The organism is Corallococcus sp. AB030 (genome assembly GCF_003668965.1).
In the GTDB taxonomy this organism is placed as follows: Bacteria; Myxococcota; Myxococcia; order Myxococcales; family Myxococcaceae; genus Corallococcus; species Corallococcus exiguus.
This window is the reverse complement of record NZ_RAWQ01000061.1, coordinates 22934-45066: the sequence shown is the minus strand read 5'-3', so window position 1 is coordinate 45066 and position 22133 is coordinate 22934. Positions and strand designations below refer to the sequence as shown.

21 protein-coding genes and 1 pseudogene are annotated in these 22133 nt (G+C 66.7%); 10 read left to right on the top strand and 12 right to left on the bottom strand.

Annotation, left to right across the window (positions count from 1 at the left end; translation table 11 throughout):
• The first annotated feature begins 239 nt into the window (after positions 1 to 239).
• The 3 genes from D7Y15_RS16845 to D7Y15_RS16835 all read left to right on the top strand — a co-directional run bounded on the left by D7Y15_RS16845 (position 240) and on the right by D7Y15_RS16835 (position 2313).
• The gene (locus tag D7Y15_RS16845) at positions 240 to 560 is read left to right on the top strand and encodes a hypothetical protein (RefSeq protein WP_120581367.1); all 321 of its coding nucleotides are present in this window, start codon (positions 240 to 242) and stop codon (positions 558 to 560) included.
• 120 nt (positions 561 to 680) lie between these two features.
• Positions 681 to 1697, top strand: coding sequence for an acetylserotonin O-methyltransferase (locus D7Y15_RS16840; RefSeq protein ID WP_233597509.1), 1017 nt, complete (start codon positions 681 to 683; stop codon positions 1695 to 1697).
• Between the two features lie 22 nt (positions 1698 to 1719).
• Positions 1720 to 2313, top strand: coding sequence for a hypothetical protein (locus D7Y15_RS16835; RefSeq protein ID WP_120581365.1), 594 nt, complete (start codon positions 1720 to 1722; stop codon positions 2311 to 2313).
• 10 nt (positions 2314 to 2323) lie between these two features.
• On the opposite strand, the gene D7Y15_RS16830 is transcribed toward D7Y15_RS16835, so the two are convergent.
• The gene (locus D7Y15_RS16830; RefSeq protein ID WP_148712792.1) at positions 2324 to 2707 is read right to left on the bottom strand and encodes a hypothetical protein; all 384 of its coding nucleotides are present in this window, start codon (positions 2705 to 2707) and stop codon (positions 2324 to 2326) included.
• A gap of 129 nt (positions 2708 to 2836) precedes the next feature.
• Between D7Y15_RS16830 and D7Y15_RS16825 the strand changes: the two genes are divergently transcribed.
• The 5 genes from D7Y15_RS16825 (at position 2837) to D7Y15_RS16805 (ending at position 10377) form a co-directional block, all read left to right on the top strand.
• Positions 2837 to 4471 (top strand): LVIVD repeat-containing protein, encoded by a 1635-nt coding sequence (locus D7Y15_RS16825; RefSeq protein WP_121753217.1) that lies wholly within the window; start codon positions 2837 to 2839, stop codon positions 4469 to 4471.
• 59 nt (positions 4472 to 4530) lie between these two features.
• Entirely contained in the window at positions 4531 to 7161 is a 2631-nt protein-coding gene (locus D7Y15_RS16820) for an MYXO-CTERM sorting domain-containing protein (RefSeq protein WP_148712791.1), read from the top strand.
• Between the two features lie 61 nt (positions 7162 to 7222).
• Positions 7223 to 8539: a hypothetical protein gene (locus D7Y15_RS16815; RefSeq protein WP_121753215.1), complete on the top strand. Its 1317-nt coding sequence runs from the start codon at positions 7223 to 7225 to the stop codon at positions 8537 to 8539.
• 5 nt (positions 8540 to 8544) lie between these two features.
• Positions 8545 to 9501 (top strand): hypothetical protein, encoded by a 957-nt coding sequence (locus D7Y15_RS16810; RefSeq protein ID WP_121753214.1) that lies wholly within the window; start codon positions 8545 to 8547, stop codon positions 9499 to 9501.
• A gap of 48 nt (positions 9502 to 9549) precedes the next feature.
• Entirely contained in the window at positions 9550 to 10377 is an 828-nt protein-coding gene (locus D7Y15_RS16805; protein ID WP_120581043.1) for a crotonase/enoyl-CoA hydratase family protein, read from the top strand.
• A 215-nt stretch (positions 10378 to 10592) separates the two neighbouring features.
• Here D7Y15_RS16805 and D7Y15_RS16795 read toward each other — a convergent pair whose 3' ends face one another.
• Positions 10593 to 11087: a hypothetical protein gene (locus D7Y15_RS16795; protein ID WP_121753213.1), complete on the bottom strand. Its 495-nt coding sequence runs from the start codon at positions 11085 to 11087 to the stop codon at positions 10593 to 10595.
• A 696-nt stretch (positions 11088 to 11783) separates the two neighbouring features.
• Complete coding sequence (locus D7Y15_RS16790; RefSeq protein ID WP_121753212.1) at positions 11784 to 12521, bottom strand: class I SAM-dependent methyltransferase; 738 nt, start codon at positions 12519 to 12521, stop codon at positions 11784 to 11786.
• Positions 12522 to 12596: 75 nt separating this feature from the next.
• Here D7Y15_RS16790 and D7Y15_RS16785 point away from each other — a divergent pair, with 75 nt between their 5' ends.
• A complete protein-coding gene (locus D7Y15_RS16785; RefSeq protein ID WP_121753211.1) occupies positions 12597 to 13622 on the top strand; it encodes a methyltransferase in 1026 nt (341 codons plus the stop codon).
• A 50-nt stretch (positions 13623 to 13672) separates the two neighbouring features.
• On the opposite strand, the gene D7Y15_RS16780 is transcribed toward D7Y15_RS16785, so the two are convergent.
• From D7Y15_RS16780 to D7Y15_RS16745, 8 genes and pseudogenes are all read right to left on the bottom strand, one after another.
• A complete protein-coding gene (locus tag D7Y15_RS16780; RefSeq protein ID WP_120579560.1) occupies positions 13673 to 14188 on the bottom strand; it encodes an OmpA family protein in 516 nt (171 codons plus the stop codon).
• Positions 14189 to 14295: 107 nt separating this feature from the next.
• Positions 14296 to 14625 (bottom strand): helix-turn-helix transcriptional regulator, encoded by a 330-nt coding sequence (locus D7Y15_RS16775; RefSeq protein ID WP_014396181.1) that lies wholly within the window; start codon positions 14623 to 14625, stop codon positions 14296 to 14298.
• On the bottom strand, positions 14625 to 15251 hold the full coding sequence (locus tag D7Y15_RS16770; protein WP_120579559.1) for an SRPBCC family protein: 627 nt from the start codon (positions 15249 to 15251) through the stop codon (positions 14625 to 14627). The genes D7Y15_RS16775 and D7Y15_RS16770 overlap by 1 nt, the downstream gene beginning before the upstream one ends.
• A gap of 75 nt (positions 15252 to 15326) precedes the next feature.
• Positions 15327 to 16436: a tetratricopeptide repeat protein gene (locus D7Y15_RS16765; protein ID WP_121753210.1), complete on the bottom strand. Its 1110-nt coding sequence runs from the start codon at positions 16434 to 16436 to the stop codon at positions 15327 to 15329.
• An 89-nt stretch (positions 16437 to 16525) separates the two neighbouring features.
• Positions 16526 to 17140 (bottom strand): fimbrial protein, encoded by a 615-nt coding sequence (locus D7Y15_RS16760; protein WP_158624511.1) that lies wholly within the window; start codon positions 17138 to 17140, stop codon positions 16526 to 16528.
• Positions 17141 to 17144: 4 nt separating this feature from the next.
• Positions 17145 to 17609: a hypothetical protein gene (locus D7Y15_RS16755; protein ID WP_148712790.1), complete on the bottom strand. Its 465-nt coding sequence runs from the start codon at positions 17607 to 17609 to the stop codon at positions 17145 to 17147.
• A 51-nt stretch (positions 17610 to 17660) separates the two neighbouring features.
• Positions 17661 to 18674, bottom strand: coding sequence for a hypothetical protein (locus D7Y15_RS16750; protein WP_121753208.1), 1014 nt, complete (start codon positions 18672 to 18674; stop codon positions 17661 to 17663).
• Between the two features lie 35 nt (positions 18675 to 18709).
• Positions 18710 to 20289 (bottom strand): annotated as a pseudogene (locus D7Y15_RS16745) (IS3 family transposase).
• A 433-nt stretch (positions 20290 to 20722) separates the two neighbouring features.
• Here D7Y15_RS16745 and D7Y15_RS16740 point away from each other — a divergent pair.
• The gene (locus D7Y15_RS16740) at positions 20723 to 21439 is read left to right on the top strand and encodes a hypothetical protein (RefSeq protein ID WP_233604980.1); all 717 of its coding nucleotides are present in this window, start codon (positions 20723 to 20725) and stop codon (positions 21437 to 21439) included.
• Between the two features lie 141 nt (positions 21440 to 21580).
• On the opposite strand, the gene D7Y15_RS44165 is transcribed toward D7Y15_RS16740, so the two are convergent.
• Positions 21581 to 21988, bottom strand: a complete 408-nt coding sequence (locus D7Y15_RS44165; protein WP_148712789.1) for a hypothetical protein — start codon at positions 21986 to 21988, stop codon at positions 21581 to 21583.
• Between the last annotated feature and the right edge of the window lie 145 nt (positions 21989 to 22133).

Below are 22133 nucleotides of genomic sequence, written 5' to 3'. Positions count from 1 at the left end.
GCCAGCACATCCTGGACCTCCGCTCCCTTGCGCTCTCGGACCGGTGGGACGCCGCCATGAACCTCACGCTCGCGCCGCAGCGCGCGGAGGTGCGGCGCGTCTCGTGATCAGGATGGGCGCCACACCCGCAAGGCGTCGCCTCGCATGGCATCAGCGCCGCAAAGCGGCTCAAGGCAGATGCGGCTCTTGTCGTATCGGTCCGGCTCATCGCCTGTCAGGGAGACAAGGTGTTCGCGCGAATGCCCGAACCGTTGCTGGAGCAACTCCGGCCCGCGCTCGCCCAGGCCGTGGTGACGGAGGACAAGGCCCTGACGACGCCGCCCTGGGAATCCGCCCTCCTGGAAATGCAGTTCCGGGACGGTCAGGTGGTGTTCGGGCAACTGGTACGCGGGGACGTGCTGCGCATGAACGAGACACGGTGGTGCGAGGGGGAGGAAGCGCAGGGCGGCGAACTGCGGCTCGATGACGGCCCCTCCTTGTTCCCCTGGTTCAAGCAGCACCTGGGACCGGTTCAAGCAAAGGAGCACCAACTCCTGCGAGAGCCGCCTCCGTCTCCCTGAACCGGGCGCTCCAGGGCAGAGCGGGATGGATGTCTGCTTCACGGTTCCCCCCGCGCCCGGTTTGCTCCCACGGCTGCCCCCGCCTTCCACGAACGGATTTAGACTCCTGGCATGACAACCATGCCCAGCGAGAATCCGTCTCCCACGCAGCAGCTCTTCGCGGCAATCAATGGCCATTGGATCACCCAGGTCATCGGCACGGTGGCCCGCCTGGGGATCGCGGACCTGCTCACGGGAGGAGCCCGCGACAGTGACTCGCTGGCGGCGGAGTTGGGCGTCCACCCGGGCGCCTTGTTCCGGCTGATGCGCGGCGGCATCACCGCCGGCCTCTTCACGGCTGCCTCCGAGCGGACCTTTGCCCTGACACCGATGGGCGAAGGGCTGCGCTCGGACGTCCCGGACTCGCTGCGGGCGGTGGCCATCATGCAGAGCGACAAGTCCCACTGGTCGCCCTGGGGGCTCCTCTCCGAGGCGGTTCGCACGGGCAGGGCCCCGGTGCAGGCCGCGCTGGGCTGCGACATCTGGGAGCACTTCGCCCGGAATCCCGACGAGGCGGAGCACTTCGCCCAGGCCATGGGAAATCTGTCCGGCCTGGTGGGCAGCGAGCTGACGCACCATATCGACTTCGCCCCCTTCGCTCGCGTGGCGGACATTGGAGGCAGCCACGGCGATCTGCTCTCGCAGGTGCTGCGCGCCCATCCCTCCTGCCAGGGCATCCTCTTCGACCTGCCCAAGGTCGCCGAGGGCGCGAAGGCGGCGCTGGAGTCCCGGGGCCTCGCCGGCCGGGTGGACGTGGTGACCGGGAGCTTCTTCGAGCCCGGCATCCCCGCGGCCGACGCCTATCTGCTCAAACACATCCTCCATGACTGGGAGGACGACGCCTCCCTCACCATCCTGCGCCGCATCCACGAGGCAGCTCCCGCCGGGGCACGGCTCTTCGTGCTGGAGATGGTGATTCCGGACAACCGGAGTCCACACCCCAGCCACTTGATGGACCTCAACATGCTGGTGCTCGCCGACGGCCGCGAGCGCACCCGGGACGAGTTCCAGGCGCTGTTCACCGCCACGTCCTGGAAGGTGGAGCGCATCCTCCCCACCCGGAGCGGGGCCAGCATCATCGAGACGGTGAAGGCCTGAGCGTTTGAACTAGAGTCGTGGGATGACCTCACGACTCCTGCTCCTCCTCTACGTCTGTCTTCCCTTCACGGCTTTGGCCAAGGAGCCCAAGCCGCGGACCTATGACATCGTCATCGTCGGCGGCGGGAAGACCGAGGAAGAGGCCCAGGCCGCGCTCGACAAGCTGAAGCCCAAGGTGCTCTGGGTCCGCCTGTCGACCACCGGGTTCCCGGGCGTGTCGAAGTCAGATGAATATCCCGGCCTCAACAAGGGGCTGTACATCGCCGTCCTCGGCCTGTGCCCCAAGGGCGGCGACACGGACATCAAGAAGCTCATGAAGGCGGTGAAGGCACACGCGCCGGGTGCGTACTCCAAGAGCATCAAGGGCCAGTACGGCGACCCCTGCCCTCCCGACTCAGCCTTCCTGCCGCCTGACGCCGAGGAGAAGCCACTCCTGGACCGCATCGCGAAAGAGCCGGAGTCGGCGGAGGCCTTCTACGCCTACGCCGCGCACCTCAAGGAGAATGGCAGGCTGGGGGAATCCCAGGTGATGGTTGACGAGGCATTGCGGCTGAATCCGAATCACGCCGAGGCCCGGTCCCTGACGGAGGTGCTGATGGTGCTGATGACGGATTGAGCAGGGCTTTTCACCCCCTTGCGACAGGCGTGACTGGCGCTTCTTCGAGGACGAAGCCGAATTGACGCACGTCTTCCCCGACGCGCTCGTCCAGGAGGCAGTGCACGTACACCGGCCGATCCGTCACGCGCGCCGTGGAGAGGAATTCCCAGGTGATCGCCTCCGTGAACTTCACGATCAGCCGCTTCGCCACCGGACCCGACGGAGTCTCGAGCTTCAGCAGGAGCCACGCCTGGCTTCGGTCGTTATTGGAGGTGCTGACCTCCTTGATGACGGCGAGATAGCGTTGACCCTCGCGACGGACGCGTTCGTATCGGTTCTGCTCCCAGGACGGGATGCCGACGAAAAGCAGGCCTCCAATGGCCAGGAAGAGTGCGACGACAAAGATGAACATGGCTACCAGCATCGGGGCAACCTACCCGACATGCGCACCTCCTCGCGAGTGATTGTCCACTGAACGCTCGGGCCACAAAGGCAGGAGGCGAATCCCTCTCACCCGGCGCAACGCTATACACTCCCGGGCATGGCCCTCGAGTCCCCTGCCCTGCGTGCAGTCATCCTCGGTTGTGCCCTGCTGTCGTCCTCCTGCTCCGACACATCCGGGCCCCCGCCGCCTCCTCCCGAGGAACCCTGGGACGGGACCTACACGCCCCTGGTCGACCCGTCGGACTGGGTCGACCGGGGCGAGTACGCCCCCTGCGCGTTCACACCGCCTCCGGGGACCGTCGTCGACTGCGACGACCCGTCCCTCTTCGACCTGTCGAAGTGTGACACCGCCTCGCTCGCCACCTTGGAGCCGCATGGCATCTACCAGGTGGACATGCGCCACGCCTCGGGCTTCGCGGACTTCGCCGGCATCCGGGTCCCCGAGGAGGGCGGCACCGCGACCATGAACTACCTCCCGATGATGCGGAGCGCTCCGGTCACGCGGCAGCAACTCCAGGGAGGCTTCCGCTTCTCCGCGCAGTACACCTTCCGGGACACCGTCCGGAACCTGGTCTTCGCGGGCTGCGGCATCACCGCGCCCGGGCTGGTGACGGGCTGCTTCGCCCGCTGCACCGACGGCAAGGTGGCCACCTCCGGCACCTTCGAAGCCGCGCGGATGACCTGGGCGCGGGGCGAGGCTGAATCCTCGGGAGGGTTGCGACTCCTCTCCGAGACCCATGTCCAGGCGGTGCGCCCGGTGGATGTGTATGTCCACCGGGGCCACGCCTACGTCGTCTCCATTGACGACCCGCTCACGCAGGCCCCGGGAGGGCTCGCGGTGATCGACGTCCGTGACCCGAGTCACCCCGTCATCACGAAGCGGATCACCCTCCCGGGAGACTCGTACTGGAACGCAGCCTGGGCCAAGGACGACGCGCTCTACATCGCCAGCAAGAGCTCGGGCGTCATCGTCTTCGATATCAGCCATCCCGCGGACCCGACCTTCGTGCGCAGCGTGCCCGGCCGCGGACCCATCGACGTCCACACGATGTTCGTGGATGGCAACCGGCTCTACGCCGTGTCGCCGGGTCCCGCGCCCACTGGCGAGACGCTGGTCTTCGACATCTCCACGCCGCTTCAACCCGTCCTGCTCAATCGCTTCACCGCCGCCGACACGGAGTCCGCGGTTCCCTCGGCGCATGACTCCTTCGCCTACCAGGATCGGCTCTACGTCAACCACTTCAGCGCGGGCTACGTCGTCTTCGACGTGAAGGACCCGATGAGCCCGCTGGAACTGGGCCACTACACGTTCGAGACCGACAACAGCTTCGCGACCAGTCACGCGAGCGCGGTGGGCACCTTCGCGGGCAAGACCGTCGCATTCGAGGGAGGCGAGTACCAGGGCGCCCACCTGCGCGTGCTGGACGTCACGGACCCCACGAACATCCAGCTCATGGGTCGCTACAAGCTGCGCCCGCAGACCTCCATCCACAACATGATCCTCAGGGGCACGCGGCTCTACATCGCCTGGTACCAGGAAGGGCTGCGCGTGTTGGACGTCTCCGTTCCCCCACAGCCGCGTGAGATCGCCCATTTCAACACGTTCCGTGAGTCCGACGTTCACCGGGGCGATGACCTGCTCGAAGGAGCCATTGGCATCCGCGTTCCCGGAGACGGCCACGTGTACGTCGTGGACACCTCCCGGGGACTGCTCATCTTCAACGAGCCCTGAGCTGGCGCGCTGGGGTGCGAATTGGGGATGATGCCGCCCTCTTCCGGGGGATGGTGTCGATGCGTGCCGTGCTGGTGATGTGGCTGTGGGCTTCGGTGGTTGGGGCGACGGAGCTGTCCAACGAGTTCTCGCTGGAGTCGCCCCGGTACGGGCGGTTGCTGGCCAACGTCCGGGCGCCACGCGCCGCGACTGGCGGCGGCGTCACGCTGCTGGTCTGGGGCGACGAGCGGCGTGGGGAGAACAGCGCCTTCTATGGCACCGGCCCGGAAATCTATGCCGCGCGCATCGACGCGGAAGGCAACGTGCTGGACCCGGCCGGCATCCCCCTGTGCACCGCGCCCTACGGCCAGGAAGCGCCCGCGGTGACGTGGGACGGCAAGCAGTTCCTCGTCGTGTGGCAGGACTACCGGGACAACCGCAACTACGCCATCTACGGCGCGCGGGTGAGCCCCGACGGCACCGTCACCACTCCGCCTGATGGCTTCCGCATCTCCGCCCCCATCCCGGAAATCGACGGTGAGTGGGAGGAGGCCCCGAGGGTGGCCTCGTCCGGAGGGGTGAGCCTGGTGGTGTGGCAGCGCGGGACCCGCAGCATCTACGACCACGACATCCTCGGGGCCCGCATCCGCGACGACGGCACCGTGCTGGATCCCACCCCGCGGGTGCTCGTCTCTGCGTCCGGCAATCAGGCGAACCCCACCGTCGCGGGCGGTCCGGATGGATTCCTCGTGGCCTGGGGGGATGGCCGCCACCAGGTGGGCGAGACCAGCGAGTGGGACCTCTATGCCACGCGGGTGGCGCCCTCCGGCGAGGTGCTGGACGCCGCGGGCATCCCGGTGAGCGTCGTCGCATCGAGCTACCAGGGGAGTCCCCGGGCCCTCTTTGACGGGACGAACTACCAGGTGGTGTGGAGCGATGGCCGGGACCCCTCCAGCTACGGCGACTTCTATGGGGGACGGGTGAGCCTGGCGGGTGCGCCGCTGGACGGCACCGGGGTGCGCATCACGCCCGCCAGCTACGACTACAAGCAGGGCCCGGCCATCGCCTTCGACGGGACGCAGACCTGGGTCACCTGGCGCGCCGCGACTGGCTCCTACGACGAGCGCTTCTACGGGGTGCGCTTCGGCAAGGACGGCGTGGTGAAGGACACCGCGCGGGTGCCCCTCTTCACCCACTCGGGGCAGAAGGCGCTGCATGACCTCTACTTCGACGGCACGCGGCTGCGCGCGGTGTGGACCGAGTACGTCGGCTCGTTCGGCCTCAAGTCCGGACGCTTCGAGACCGACGGCACCGTGGTGGATGGAGAGGGCCGCTATCTGGCCTGGGGCGCCAACTTCCAGGACGTGCCGAGCGTGGCCTCCTCGGGAGGCACCGGGCTCGTGGCGTGGAGGGATCAGCTGGGCGAGGAGGCCGCGAGCACCGCCAGCATCCGGATCCAGCCGCTGAACGCCGACGGGCAGCCCATGGGCGACGTGCGGGTCCTCCCCTCCCCGACGTACGTGGTCAGTCCGAAGGTGAGCGCTGGCGACGGCGTGTACCTGGTGGCCTGGGGCGAGGGGGGCTCCAGCTATGACGTCAAGGCCCAGCGGGTGCGGGCGGACGGAACGCTCATTGATGCGCAGCCCCTCGCGCTCGCCACGTACACCCTGACCGGCCCCGCCTCCGTCGCCAGCGCCGGGAACACCTTCTTCGTTGTCTGGGAGGCGGCGGGCCGCCGCATCACCGGGGTGATGGTTCGCGAGGACGGCTCGGTGTCGAGCCCCATCCAGCTTCCCAGGCCTGCCTCCACCGCCCAGACGCAGAGCCAGCCCAAGGTGGCCTTCAACGGCACCCACTTCCTGGTCGTGTGGGCGAACTACAACGGCGATTACGACATCCATGCCGCCCGGGTGAGCCCCACCGGGCAACTGGTGGATGCGACACCGCGGATCATCTCCGCCGCGAGGTCCACCCAGTACGAGCCGGACGTCGCCGCGCATGGTGACTTCCTGGTCACCTGGTCGGACTACCGCAACGGAGGGGGTTTGCCGCAGATCCGCGCCGCGCGCGTGGCGAGCGACGGCACGCTGAAGGACCCGGACGGAAAGGTCATCATCGCGGATTATTCGATGAAGCGGTTCGCGCAGCCGATGTTCGACGGCTCCGGCTTCACCGTCCTCTGGCAGCAGGGGTCGGATGCATTCATGGGTCTCAAGCTGGTGCGCGTATCGCTGGATGGGACGGTGTTGACGCCCGCGCCGCTGGACGTGTGGCCCGCTCAGGACAACGCGAACCCGGCGAGCATCTCCCTGATCGCGCCCCACAAGGCGGTCATCGTCTACCAGCGCTTCGACTCGGGCCCCGGCCTGTACGTGACCCGCGTGCACGGGCGGGTGCTGAGCATCACACCGGAAGAGGACAAGCCGGACGCCGGCAGCGGCGACGCGGGCCTGGACAGCGGCGTGGATGCCGGCACCGACGGTGGTGGCGGCGACACGGATGGTGGCGGCGACGCGGGCACGGACGGGGGTGTGGATGCAGGCACCGACAGCGGCACGCGGCCGGACGCGGGCACGACGGTCGATGCGGGCACGGGCGCTCCGGAGGAGCCCGAGGACTCCGGCTGCGGGTGCTCGTCCACGGGCGCGCCGCTCTGGGGCTTCCTGCCCCTGGCCCTGCTGCTGCGCCGCCGCCGCTCGCGGACGGCGTAGGGAGGCCGCCGGAGCGGCGTGGTTGCGCGATGCGGCCCGGCGGGTGTCTGCTGCCGGGCCCATGTCACGCAACACGCAGTGGAAGGTGGCCGGCTTCGGTGTGTCGGCCCTGGTGCTCGTCGCCGCGCTGGTCCTCGCCAACGGAACGCCAGAGGTTCATGAAACGCTGTCTTCGGCGCGGAGCGACCGGGATGAATACGTCCAGTTGGCCCTGGCCGCCCTCCGCGACGCGGACCCCACGGGCGAGCTGAAGTACGACCCGGAGCAATTCCTCATCCAGCGCATCGCCCCGGACGGCGGTCTGGGGATGTCCCTCTTCCTCGCGAACTTCTACCGCGAGTACCAGGCCACCCCGCCCGAGCGGCGCGGCGAGGTGCTCGCGCGGTTGGGGCGGGCAGGCGTGCTCCCGGAGGCCGCGGCCACCTACGAACAGGCGCGTCCCCTGCTGAGGCTCGTGGTGCGTGCCCGCGACACCTTCGAGGCATTCTCCCAGCAGGCCGGTGAGTCCGCGCCGGTGTCCTGGCGGCCGGTGGGCGAGGTGCTGGCGGAGGCGATCGTCCAGGACACTCCAGACGCCATGCGCTACGTGCCCACGGAGGAGCTGGCGCGCTGGGGCATCTCCTACGAGCAGGCCCGCGCCGATGCGATGGCCAACCTGCGACGGATGGAGGCCGTGCCGCTCCGGCACCTGACCCTGGGCGTCTGCGCCATCTTCACGAACGACAGCTACGGTGCCTCACGGCTGCTGCTGGACGACGTGGTGCGCGGCTGCGAGGTGAAGGGCGATCCGGTGGTGGTCGTCCCCAACCGGGACACGGTGCTCATCACCGGCGCCGACGACGCCACGGGCCTGCTCACGTTGGCGGAGGCCGCGCTGGAGGGCGTCCAGGCGCCGCGCCCCGTGGATGGGAGCGCGCTGCGCCTCACGGCCGACGGATGGAAGCCCTTCCTCCCCGGACCCAAGAGCCCGGCGCGGAGCATCCTGGAGAACCTGGCGTTCACCAGCAAGGTGCGCGGCTACCAGGACCAGACCGACAGGCTCCGGAAACAACAGGAGCAGGAGCACAGCGAGGTCTTCGTCGCCAGCCTCCTACCGGAGAAGGACGCCGAGGGGCGCTACTTCGGTCAGACCGTCTGGTCCAACGAAGGCGAGGCGCTGCTCCCGCGAGCGGACGTCATCCTCTTCATCGACGCGACGCTGGGCCCCGACGCGCCCCCGGTGGCCGCGGTCCGCTGGGACCTCGTGGTGCGCGACGCTGGAACGCTGCTGATGCCCGAGCTGGGCGTGTACCCGGAGCGCTACCGCGTGACGGGCTTTCCCTCCAAGGAACAGCTCCAGCGCTGGAAGGCGGATCCCACGGCCATGGACGTGCCCTGACGCCGATGGCGGTATGCTCGCGCGGCCCCCAACGCGGAGGATGGCCCCTGGCGCTCGTTCCCCTCTACAAGCCGCAAGACCTGGTGAAGAAGGCCTCGAAGCAGGCCGTCTTCCCGTCCCTCACGGTGCCGGCGCCGCCGTCCCAGCAGCGGTCGCTCGTCGGGTTGAAGCGCATGATGCACGAGCGCAACCTGGACCCGCACGGACTGGAGGCCACGGTCTACGACACGCAGGGCTGTGTGCTCAGCGGGGCGCTGCACGAGGCCGTCGACCTGTCGGAGAACACGAACCCCATCACCGAGCCGGGCACCGGCGTCATGTTCAACGGGGACCACAACCTGATGGCCCTGGTGGTGGGCGGCCCCGTGGTCGCTCAGTCCTTCGACATCTACTACCTGCACTGGGGCTTCGACAGCACCCACTGCGTGCGGCTGGGCTCGCACGCGAACTACTTCGTCACCGCCGCCCTCCAGGGGTGCTCCATCTTCGTCACCGGAGACCCCGCTTCGCCGACGGTGTACCACCTGAACGCGAACTCGGCGGGAGCGAACGCGCCCAACGACGCGGCGAGGTATCAGGCGAAGGTCCAGGTCATGGAGGCCCGCTTCAACGCAGCCCGGAAGACCCTGGGCGGCAGCCAGCAGTCGTCGGCCTCCGCGTCGATGCATGACTACATGCCCGGCATGCTGAGCACGGCGGGCACCGCGCAGCTCGAATACGAGCGCGGCGTGAGCGGCGCTTCCTGGTACGACGTGGGCACGCATGGCTTCCGGTCGTTCTGGAAGGTGGACCAGGACGAGCTGATGCAGTTCGGCACCGTGTTCGGGGTGCGGGAGTCGGGGCGCTGGTCCTTCTACTTCCAGAAGCGCAGCCGCCATGAGTACCGCTACAAGACCTGGATGTCCGGCCGCGCCCGCCATGCCGAATGGAGCGCGGAGTGCCACCGGTTCTGGCCCGCCTGAGCGGCATCTGCTCAAGTGCCGTCCGCTCACTTCGCTGGGAGGGAACGGATGGACGGCACGTACAAGTCACTGCGCATCGAGAAGGCCGACGGCATCGCCGAGCTGGTGCTCACCGGCCCGGGCAAGGGCAACGCCATGGGCCCCGACTTCTGGCGGGAGATGCCCGAGGCGCTCCGAGCGCTGGACGCTGACGACGCCGTGCGCGTGCTGCTGGTGCGCGGTGAGGGGCAGAACTTCACCTACGGCCTGGACCTGATGGGGATGATGGAGTCCCTGGGGCCGCTGCTCACCGGCGAGAGCAACCTGGCGCTGGAGCGCAGCCGGCTGCTCAAGCTGATTGGAGAGATGCAGCAGGCCACGGAAGGCATGGCCCGGTGCAGGAAGCCCGTCATCGCCGCGGTGCATGGCTGGTGCATTGGCGGGGGCATGGACCTCATCGCCGCGTGTGACTTCCGGTACTGCTCACAGGAGGCGAAGTTCTCCCTGCGCGAGGTGAAGGTCGGCATCGTCGCGGACCTGGGCGCGCTCCAGCGGTTGCCGCGCATCATTGGCGAGGGGAACACGCGCGAGCTGGCCTACACAGGCGGTGACGTGGACGCGGCGCGCGCGCTGCGCATGGGACTGGTCAACGAGGTCTTCCCCTCCCCCGAGGCTCTGCTCACGGAGGCGCGGGCGACAGCGAGGCGCATCGCGGACAACCCGCCGCTCGTGGTCCAGGGCGCCAAGCAGGTGATGGAGTACTGCGCGGACAAGTCCATCGCGGACGGGCTGCGCTACGTGGCGGTGTGGAACTCGGCGTTCCTCCAGTCACTGGATTTGACGGAGGCCTTCTCCGCCTTCGCCGAGCGCCGTCCGCCCAAGTTCCAGGGGCGCTGAGGAAAAGGGCATTCCAGGACCACGAGCGCGAGGCACTGCGCACGTGGTGAGCGCGGGCGTGAAGAAGCTCGCGCCCCTTCCGCGCGGGCGAACTCAAGAAGAAGGACGGCGGCAGTGTCTGGGAGAAGGTCCTGGATGCCGACCGTGGCATCTACTTCTCACCCAGCCGCGGTCATTTCGACTGGTGGTCGGAACACCGGTTCTTCATCAAGGTGCTAGCGCGCCTGTGGAGCACTTGTCTCCCATCCGGCCATCCGCCGGATGCGTTGAATGTCTTTTAGGTTTTCCTTCCGCACAGGGTGCGCTTTGCGCAGGAAGAGCAGGTGTCTCTCTGCTTCATCCAGCTTCCGCCGCGCCCTCTCGGACTGGCTGGGAAACTGCTTGACGGTCAATGCAAACAAGCACGCAATGTGTGCTCGCCTTCCTGGATTGTCGTAGCCCATTTTTTCGGTGCGACGCAACGCGCGACTGAATTCAGCCCAGGTGCACTCGCGCCCGTAAGCGCCCAGTAGAATGTCTTCAGCCGTCCTTCGCTTGATGACAAGCTGCTCCTTCGGCGTCTTCGCCTTGCGCAGCCATGCTCGCTGGTGTTCCAGAAATGTGCGTTCGAACTCCGCGAAGGTCGCCTTTGACAAAGAGAGGTGAAGCCTACCGCTCTCCAGTGCACCAATGGGCTCGCGTTCTGTCTTCTGCGGCTGGCGGTTCTTCATCCTCCTGGACACCTTTTCCCGTTGGCAGAGCTGGGCCAAAAACCTCTGCGCGTGCAGTATTCGTAACAGGCTTTACATTGCGTCTCGTTGTGGACGCGGCCGGGCGTTGTTCCGCCTCCTTTGTCTACACACTTGTTGTAGTGCGGCTCGCATATTTCTGATCGCCAGCGTTCTCTCTCTGCTGGTGTTGGTAACTCTTCTGCCCTGGAGGGGCCCGTAGCCCCCGGCGGCGGGAGGAGAATGGGCGGTTGAGGCGGTCTTACAGGCGCTTCAGCTCCGCAACTTTCAGGGCTGTACGGATGTCTCTTGAGGCAACAGGAAATAGTAGAGTCGCTCTGGTTGCACTCAGCTTGCGCCAAGGCAAACGTCGTCCGGCCTGTTCTATGAGAATTGGCGGAAGTACAACCGAAGGAAAGCAATAGTGCTGCGACCGCCAGGTGCGAGGTGAAGTGCGCTCGGGCTGGTCTAGCTGCGATTAGGTCCCACATAACTGCTTCACCATCCGGACGGAGCGCATGTCGCCTTTTCTGGTTCCACGGAGAATCATAGAATGAAGAGAGTTCTAGTTGCGCCCCCATGACGCAAGGGCGGGGAAACGGCTCAGGCCGGAGTGGGTTCCGGTGAGCGTCAAGGTAGTTGTCGCGTGAAAGGGTTCAGCCGAGGCGTGAATCAGGCGCCCCAAGGATAGGGGAAAGCTCACCGCTCGCAGCGCAGCGCGACCGCGTGCGGGTTGTCCAGATAGTCCTGCCAGAACTCCTGGCCATACCGGGCAATGCCCTCGGGGGAGCATTCCGGGCGCATCCAGGTGAGGTTGTGAAAGCCCGCCTCGCGCAGCGCGCTTTCGTAGGTGTCCCGGCTCCAGTGGGAGAAGTGGATGGTGAAGGGCGTCTTCGTGTGCAGCTGCGCGGAGATGCCCTGCCCCTCCCTGGGTGACTCCGGGAAGTCCAACATCGTGATGCCATAGCGCGTGCTGTTCGGCCCCTTCGCGCTGAACCCGGGGTTGAAGGTGTAGGTGACGAAGCGGCCCCCGGGCTTCAGGTGGGCGTGGATGTTCCGGCACATGCGCAGCAGGTGTTCGGGTGAGTTCGCATAGTGCAGGAGATAGACGGCCGTCACGCAATCAAAGACACCCAGCGGCGCCATGTCGGCCACGTCCGACACGTGGTACTCGATTCCCAGGGGCTGGGCTGATTCGTGCTGCCGGGCTGCGCGAATCATCTCCTCCGAGATGTCCACGCCGGCCACCCGCTGCGCTCCCCTCGCCTGGAACTGCCGCGTGTACAGCCCGTCACCACAGGCCAGGTCCAGGACGGACTGCCCCTTCACGGAGCCGAGCGCTTTGAAGAAGGTGTGACCTTCGATGTACTCCGAACGCACCGGGAGGACATCCCAGTCCGCCACCTTCACGCCAATGTCATCGTATTGCGCCGACATTCCACACGACCTTTCCTGGCATCCGCCTTCCACGGAAAGAGCCTACTCCGGGGATCCCGGCGTTAGACTCGCGCCATGGAAAACATGCCTGGCGAGAGTCCGTCCCCCACGCAGCAGCTCCACCTGGCCATCACCAGCTACTGGCGCACCCAGGTCATTGGCACCGTGGCCCGCCTGGGAATCGCGGACCTGCTCGAGGAAGGGGCCCGCGACAGTGATTCGCTGGCGACCCAGCTGGGCGTCCATCCAGACGCCTTGTTCCGGCTGATGCGCGCCGGCCTCGCCACGGGCATCTTCGTGGCCTTCGCCGAGCGGACCTTCGCCCTGACGCCGATGGGCGAGGGGCTGTGCTCGAACGTCCCGGGCTCACTGAGGGAGCTGGCCATCATCCAGGCCAGCCCGTCACATTGGCTGCCCTGGGGGCGCCTCCCCGAGGCGATTCGCACCGGGAGCTCTCCCATCCAGGCCGCGCTGGGCTCCGACATCTGGGCCCACTTCGCCAAGAACCCCGACGAGGCGGAGCACTTCGCCCGGTCCATGGGGGACTGGTCCGAGATGGTCGCCAGTCAGGTGGCCCGGCACGTCGACTTCTCCCCCTTCGCCCGCGTGGCGGACATTGGAGGCAGCCACGGAGACCTCCTGGCGCAGGTGCTGCGCGCCCATCCCTCCTGCCGGGGCATCCTCTTCGAGCTGCCCCAGGTCGCCGAAAGCGCGAAGCCCGTCCTGGAGTCCCGGGGCATCGCCAGCCGGGTGGACGTGGTGACCGGGAACTTCTTCGAGCCCGGCATGCCGGCAGCCGAGGCCTACCTGCTCAAGCACATCCTCCACGACTGGGAGGATGACGCCTGCTCCACCCTCCTGCGCCGGCTCCATGAGGCCGCTCCCTCCTCGGCCCGGCTCTTCGTGGTGGAGATGGTGATTCCGGACAACCGGACGCCCGACATCACCCACCTGATGGACCTCAACATGCTGGTGGTCGCCAACGGGCGCGAGCGCACCTACAACGAGTTCCAGGCACTGCTCAGCGCGACCGGCTGGAAGGTCCAGCGCCTCATCCCCACCCAGAGTGGGACCAGCATCCTCGAGGTGGTGAAGGCCTGAGTGAGGGGGCGGCGCCACGACCGCCGCCCTCTGTCACACGGTGAGACGGATTACAGCCGGACCTGGAGCTCGTAGCGGCGGTTCTGCGCCTTCTTCGCCTCGGTGTTGTCCGGCTTCACCAGCATGCGCTCTGAGCCGAAGCCCACGGCGGTGATTTCGCCGCGGGGGATGCCTCGCGCGACCAGCTCCTTGACGATGGCCTCCGCGCGCTGCTCGCTGAGCGTCTTGTTCTTCGCGGCGTCACCCGTCGAGTCGGTGTGGCCGGAGACCTCGAACTTGTAGCTTTTGACGCCAGCGGCGACGAGCTGCTTCTTCGCGTCTACGAGGGCGTTGGTGAGCTTCTTGAGCTTCGCGTCGCAGCCGGGGGCCAGCTCGGCGGTGCCCGTCTTGAAGCTGCACTGGTTCTTGCGGCCCTCGTCCGTGAGCTTCGTGTTGACGCGCTTCTCCACGGTGGACTTGCCGGCGTCGCCCGCGGCCTTCTTGAGCGAATCCAGCGCGCCTTGCGCGGTGGCCACGCCCGGGACGGCCAGCAGCGATACGGCGATGCAGAGCGCCTTGAGCTTCATCCTTTGGACTCCTTGGGCTCCAGGGGGAAGGGAGCCGGAGCCAGACGCTGCCGAGGGCAGCGCGCCGCGTCCAGTGACACGGCGTGGGCCGTGGGGGCGCCTGCCGCCTACTCGCCCCTCTTTTTCTTTCCCCGCGCGACTTCTGTAGCCAGGGCGTCCAGCTTCGGCGTCCAGAACGCACGGAAGCGGTCCAGCCAGGCGTCCACCTCCGCCAGCGGCGCGGCGTCCACGGCGTAGAGGCGTCGGGCGCCATCCACCCGCACCGTCGCGAAGCCGTTGTCCCGCAGGACCTTCAGGTGCTGCGAGACAGCGGACTGCGTGATGCCGAACTCGCGCTGGATCACGTCCACGACCTCGCCCGAAGCGTGCTCGCCTTCCGCGAGCAGCTCCAGGATGCGGCGGCGGACCGGATCGCCGAGGACGTCGAAGGCGTGCATCAGCCCCCTGTATAGAACGCGGCCGTGCGCTCGGCCATCCCGCGTGCCACGTCCGGCGCCTCTCCGCCCGCCACGTGTGCGTCGGCCCAGGCCTGGGCGCTCGCACGCATGAAGGTCTTCGCCTCGTCGGACGTCCCCCACGACGCGGCGGCCTCCGCGGCCACGTCCTTGCCCGTCTCCAGGTACATGCCCAGGCCCAGGAAGCTCAAATCCCAGCCCACGCCCGTGGCGCCAGGGCCGAACTGGCTCCAGAATTGCTCCACGTCCGCCGAGTGCACGATGTGCTCGAGCGTCAGCCGCGTGCCCTTCCCTTCCGGCGCCAGGCGGATGGTCACCCAGCTCATCCCGCCGTTCATCTCCCAGGTCAGGTCGAACGCCGAGGGCTTGTCACACCGGGTGATGGTGCCTCCCGCGTTCCCCTTGATCTGATAGCGGCCGCCCTTCTGCAGCTGGCCCTCGACGGGCGCGAACCAACGCGGGATGCGCTCGGCGTTGGTGACCGCGTCCCACAGGTCCTCGATGGTCGTGGGGTACACGCGCTGCGCGACGACCACGTGGGCCGGCTTGCCTTCGTAGTCACGTTCGACGCAGGTGCGGAACTGGGCGCCAATGAGCTGGTGAAGCATGTGTGGACCTCCTCCGTTCACGGAGTCACTACAGTCCGCACTAATATTAGTCAAATCTAATATGACTCCAGCGATTCAGCCGCGCTCCAGCAGGACGAACTCGAGGATGTAGGCGCGCAGCCGCTGGCGCGCGTCTTCGCTCATCGTCAACGTCGCTTGCGGATGGACGCGCGAGGCGAGCTCGAAGAGCACGAGCATGTCGACCATCCCGGCCTCGACGATGCGCTCCAGGCGCTCCAGGCCCTTGTCTGGAATCGTCGTGTCCGCGTCCGCGTCCTTCTGTTCCTTCGCGACCTCGTAGCCTGAGAGCGCGGCGCCCAGGCACTCGAGTTCCTCGGTGGAGGTGAATTGGGTGTCACTGTCGCTGCCCGTCATCTCCTTGCGATGCGAGGGTTCCCCCAGCCACAGAGCCTTGCACGCCGCGAACGCGAGCCACGCGGTGCCGTAGTGACCGTCGTACCTCGCCGCCACGCCGGTCTCCGTTCGCTCGGCCATGCCGCGCGGCACCACCACGTCTGGCGTGATGACGAGCCCGAACCCGGGATACTTCTTGAGCAGCGTGCGCAGCGTGGGCAGGCGCGGGTTGAGTACCAGCGCGGAGGCGAAGGCCTCGCGGGCCTCGGCACGCCGCCCCAGCCGCGACAACGCGTGCCCCATGAAGAAGTGCCCGCGATAGTCATCGGGGTTGAGCTCGGCGGCCTTGCGGTAGTAGCCGAGCGCCTCCTCTGGCCTGGCGGCGAAGAGCGCCGCGTCGCCTCGGAAGATCCAGGCGTTCGCACACGTCGGACAGGCCTCGGTGGCGCGCGCGTAGAACTTCGCGGCTTCGTCGAAGCGGTTGTCCTTGAAGTGCGGCTCGGCCTCCGCGAGCAGGCGCTCTGACTCGGGGGTCTCGTGTGGCGGCGCGAGGGTGGCCGAGCCCCCTTCCCTCACGACTCGCGCATAGGGCAGCGGAGGTATCCGCTGGGGCCAGAGCGTGTCAGCCCATCCATCCGGCGGGGAGTCCTTCTCACCCAGCTCGTACTTCACGGGCGAAGCCTCCATGCGTTGGAGGATCTCCGGCAGCGAAAGCAGGCCCTTCTTCTCCGCGGGGGCCGCCTGCACGGGCGCGGCGGCGCGAGGGGTGGCGGGCGTCGTGGCACAGCCGAAGGTGAGCGGCAGCAGCAAGAAGAGGAAGGAGCGATGCATGGTCCGCCTTTCTGGGCGTGAGCATCGTACGCCTGCCCCTCCGCTCCGCGTCACCCGCCCCGCATGCCTTCATCATGGTTCGCGCATGATCAGTCCTTCGTGTCGTCCACAAGCTGCACGGGGACACCGGGCTCGACGGGGTCTCCGTCCGCGTCCTGGAGGTCCAGCGGTCCGGTGGAGAGGACCCAGACATCCAGGGTCGCGTCGTCGTCGGTGTTCCCCACGCACGCCAGGGTGATTTCGCACGTGGGGCACGTGCCGGAGACACCAAGCCGGGCCCTCAATGACGGATGAAGCGCCTCCACGTCGATGGGGCGCAGGTAGGTGAACCGGTAGGTGTCCGCACCGATGGACACCGCGCCTTCAGGGGCCTCGCTCCGCTCCTGGTCGCGAACCTCCATCGGTCCCCGGCCCGCGAAGTATGCGTAGCGGTTGCCCCGCTCGGGCGCGAAGCCCACCTTCGCGAAGACCGGCTCGTAGGTCTTCGTGTCCTGGAAGTGCCGCCGCTGGAGCGCGTACCAGGCCTTCAGGTTCGACTTGCACTCCGCCGCGCGGGCGCGCTGTCCGAAGCGCACGAAGTTGCGGACCGTGTTGACAACCACCACGCCCAGACACGAACAGGCCATCACGCCAAGGACGATGAAGACCCACTTCCGGCGGGAGCGACTCTCCTCACCCGTGCGGGTCCCTGCGTCCTGATTCACGGCCTCACTCCTCGCCCGCGAAGGCGGAGACCACCCGCTCGATGACGTCGCGGCCGGCCTCGTCCGTCGCATCGGCGGTGGCCCATATCAGCCAGTCTCCGTTGACCGTCACGGCGCCGTGCTTCCCTTCGGGCACCTGTTTCCTCAGCCGCGCATCCGCCGTGGTCGCGTCACCGTAGCTGTCGAACAGGTAGACCGACGCTCGGGCCGAGCACGACGTCCAGGTCTGGCCGAAACCCGCGAGGGCTCCGAGCTCCTGGGCAATGGGGACCGGCTCGGCCGGCAGGACCACGTCGCTGCCAGTGCCATGGCGCAACAGTGCCTCACCACGCTTGAGGGACGGGGCATCCGGATTCATGGGGCTCCTTGGCGGCAGGCGCTCCTCGCCGGGTTCCTCCGCGCGCGGTGACGGGCCGCTTGCACACGCGCAGAGCAGCAGTGGGACGAGCAGCGAGAGGCGAGATCGCATGACTCCCTGCGATAACACCTCCCCGCACCGCACCGCCAGCCGCCCTCCGCGTCACTCATTCAGCCAGCGCGCGGAGGACACCTTGTCGTTGAAGCCCCAGGCCTTGCTGTTCAGGTTGGCTTCGTGGAGCGTGCCGTCGCCCACGAGGTCCCTGTAGCTGCCCTTGTAATTCGAGTCGTCGTAGAGCCGCACCCGGTAGCCCGGCGGAATGCACCAGCGGACCGACGAGGTCTTGTCGTTGAACCTGTCGACGTCGTCGAAGCGCGCCCAGTTCTTCAGGCCCTGGTCCTCGAAGTCGAAGATGACGCCTCGGTCGCTGAAGTTGGAGTCGTCGTAGAAGTCGACGTAGGCGTGCCAGATGTCCGTGCGGCAGCGGGTGTCCGCCCAGATGCCGCGGAACTCCACCATCTTCACCGTCGAACCGGGACCGTCATCCGCGTGCTCGGTGCCGTAGAGGATGAGGCCGCGGTCGGGCCCCACGAAGAGACCCGCGGCGGCGTCCAGGTTGCACTGCCGTGAGCCATCGTTGCTGCAGTACAGGTGCTTGGAGGCGACGTGCTCCAGGCGCATGTGGCCGTCCAGGTGCACCCGGTACAGGTGCGCGTAGTCGTCGCTCACCGCGCCCCAGCGCAGGCCCCCCAGCCGTGTGCCCACCAGGTAGAGCTGTGAGTCATTGCAGTCCGTCACGAAGTTGAGGTTCTGGAAGGCGCCCCACTGCCCGTCCGGCAGCTCCGACTTCCGCCACGTGTCGACGCGCACCCATTGGTTGGACGCGGAGTGGAGGTCGGCCTCCGAGGAGCGGAAGACCTCCAGCGTGTTCGCGTCCACCTGCCCGAGCAGGAGCAGGAAATGCCCGTCCGACAGCTTCGTGAACGAGGCCGTGCCCGCGGTCGCCGTTTCACCGTGGACAAAGGCAAACGGGCTCGGCGTCAGGGATGGGTTGTAATCATAGAGCGCGATGCGCCCCAGACCGGGCCCCTGCTCCATGGGCAGCGCCAGGATGCTGCCCACCGCCTGCATGCCGCCGCCGTGGCGGTAGCCGTCCAGCACCGGCAGCGCCGCCACCGGTGAGCGTCAAGGTAGTTGTCGCGTGAGAGGGTTCAGCCGATGTGCTTCAGCTCCTGCACTTCCGGTGAGGGGTTGAGGCGCACGGGGCCCGCGGGCGTCCAGTCGCGGGTGTCGCGGCTCCAGCGCTCGGGGTGACGTGCGCGGGCGCGCTGGTACACCTGGTGGCGCTGGGCGAGCAGGGCTGCATCGCGGCCGAAGTGTCTGTCGTCGGGCGTGACGAAGCGGATGGCGGAGTGCCGGTGCTCGGTGTTGTACCAGGCGACGAAACGCGCCACCCATGCATGAGCCTCCCCGACAGACGCGAAGGGGCGCTGAGGGAAGGCGGGGCGGTACTTCAGGGTACGAAAGAGGGCCTCGGAAAAGGCGTTGTCGTCCGAGACGCGGGGCCGGCTGAAGGAAGGCGCCACGCCCAGCCATTGCAGCGTCGCGAGCATCGTGGCGCCCTTCATCGGGCCGCCGTTGTCCGAGTGCAGCACCAGGCCCTGGGGGCAGCCCGCGGCCTGCCAGGTTTCGCGGATGAGGGCCGCGGCATGCGTGGAGGCCTCCTCCTCGTGGACGCGCCAGCCCATGATGCGGCGGCTGAAGACGTCCACCACGAGGTAGAGGTAGAGGAAGGTGCCCTTCACCGGGCCCTTCAGGTAGGTGATGTCCCAGCTCCACACCTGGCAGGGTGCGCTGGCCATGTGCTCGGCCCTGGGGCGCGGCGTGGGCGGCTTCGCGGGGCCCCGGTGGGCCAACTGGCCCGCTTCGCGCAGCACCCGGTAGAAGCTCGCCTCGCTGGCCACGTACTCGCCCTTGTCCGCCAGCCTCGGCACCAATTGCTTGGGCGAGACGTCGCGGAACTCCTCGCTGTTGGCCACCGCCAGCATGCGGCGCTTCTCCGCCTCGGACAGGCGGTTGGCGGGCCGGGTGCGCGGACCTGCCCGCCCGTCCTGCGCGGTGCCCGGCTTCCGCCAGCGCTGAATAGTGCGAGGGGCCACCCCGAGCCGCTCGCAGACGGCCTCCAGCCGCACGCCCTGCTGGAGGGCCTCCTGCACGTGGGCGAGCGTCATTTCTCGTGCTTCTCGTCCGCTGCGTCGTCCTCGTCGTCCACGTCCTTCTCGTCCCAGCCCATCGCCTGAAGTTTTTTTTCGAGCACCAGCAGCGCCGCCGTCTCCGCCAGCGCCTTCTCCTTGCGGCGTAGCTCCCGCTCCAGCTCCTTCACCCGCTTTTCCGAGGAGGCCAGCCGACGACGCTGGCTGGCCGTCAGCGCTCCGGAGGAGGCCGTCTGCGCGCCTTGGGCAAGTGCTCCAGCGGCCGCGGCCCGCCACTCCGCCAACTGCTCTTCGTGCAGCCCTTCCCGGCGCAGAAGTGCCCCCAGCGTCTCGCCCTCCAGTCCGTGCGCCTCCGCCAGCACGCGCAGCTTCTCCTCGGGCGTCCACTTCTTCGGCACGGCAGGCTTCTTCTCCTCGGGTGGGGGCGTCATCGCCGCCAACTTATTCGCCTCCCGCAACCACTGCGACAACGTCGGCTGCGAGACGCCCACCTGGCGGGCCAGCGCCGCCGCACTCACCGCCCCCGGGCCCACCATCCGCTTCACCATCTGAGACTTGAATGCATCCGTGTACGGCACTGCGTCCTGTCTGCTCTCGCCCCCAAGGCGTGGTCATCCCGGCCATTCAGCCGAGGCGACAACTTCCCTGACACAGGGGGGAACCCTGCCTCCGAGCGCGCGGGCGCTTGAGAGAACAGGGGTCGGTAGGGCATCGCAGTGCAGTGCGAGGCCGGGGGGCTCCAGGGGAAGCGGGAGGAGCAGAGGGACGATAGCCCCTGCGAAAGTCTCAGTAGAACTTCTGGGGACGGCGCGCACGGCTGTGCAGGTGTGCCCGGCTTCCAGGCTTATAGGGTTAGGAGAGGGGCACTTTCCCAGCCATATGAGGCAAAGTAGTCGTTAGGGGCTTGGGTCCACCCTCACTGCATACCCGGCGAATCCAGCGTGCTGCCGCCTATGGTCGTATCAAGACGACACTTACATCAACACACGCGGTTGGAGGCACTCGAAGACCATGACGATCTTGGAAACGTGGAATTTGGCTTGGTCCATTCTCCTCTCCATCGGCAGCGCGGGCGGCATTATTCTTGGGCTGTCGAACTGGCTCGGAAAAGTTTGGGCCAACCGCATCCTTGAGCGTGAAAAACTTGCCATACAGCGGGAACTCCAGGCACTGCAGGCGGAGTCCGCGCAGCGTCTTCACACGTTGAAGGAGCGCACGGACGTTCTCCTAAAGAACATTGAGGCTGAGCACTCACGAAGGCACCGAGTGCATAATCTGCAGTTTGCGAAGGAGTTCCAGTTGTACGCCGACACATGGAAAGCTCTCCACGCATTGAAGATAAAGACCCTGACGCTCCGGCCAGTCGGTGACGTGGTGGATGTACGCGAAACGGAGGAGGAGCGCCGAGAGCGACGATACAAAGAGTTCGCCGAGGCTTTCAATGCAGCAGTGAGCGTAATAGCGGAAAACGAGCCCTTTTTCCCCAGAGAGGTCTTCGTAAAAATTCACGAATTACAGAACCTTTCCAGACGGGAAGCGTTCTCATACTACTACAAGGGCAGACAAAAGAAAGGATTCGACATGAAGTACTGGGAAGAAGCAGAAGAGAATCAGCAGCGAATTATAGAGCAGGTCGATGCCATCTGCGAAGCCATCCGGACTAGGATTGGACTTATCGAGATCGTCGAGGGGCCTCAAGGAGACGCACCAACGGCGCCGTCTTTGTAGAAACAGAATCTTGTGACTTTTCCCTCAGTCGAGGCTCTCTTGAGTACTACTCAGTCATTTCCCTCAAGAGCTTGACGGCTCTCTCGAGGGGTGAACTTTAACTTTTTTCGAAAAAAACCGCATTAACCAAGGCGCATCAATTCACGGAATTGTAAACTGTGTCGCACGACGCCAGCACTCATCTCTGTATCGTCTCCACGTTGGAATATCACCATTCCACAAACCATGCCCTTCATACCAGCCATCTCCAGGTCCTTCGCGCTGTCCGGTGCCATATTCATGAATGACCAGTGAAGCCAAATCTGGCCAACCTTGTTGGTCGCACTCTTTCATTACTGCCAGCAAGAGCTGATCCATGTAGTGGTTATTATAGGGTTCGCCCAGCTTAAAGTTTTGGCAGAATTCGGTGTATGTTGCATACCCTTTGCTTGGGAAAGAGCCACCGGGAGGGTTCATTTTCCCAAGTGCAACTTTATGAATCCACTTTGCAGCATCAAGGATGCTCTTTGCTGGCACCATTTTTTTGTTTCCAGAGAGAGTTCTTCTCAAATGCTATTCCTGAGTTGCAGCCTGCGGCGTACTGCCATTTATCTTAACTCACCAAGGGAGTGATGGCGCGAGTGAGCCAGCCTAATGAACTGGTCCACTACGCAGGTCCCGATCCTGAGTCAGCCTCTCATATGAAGCTGAGCAC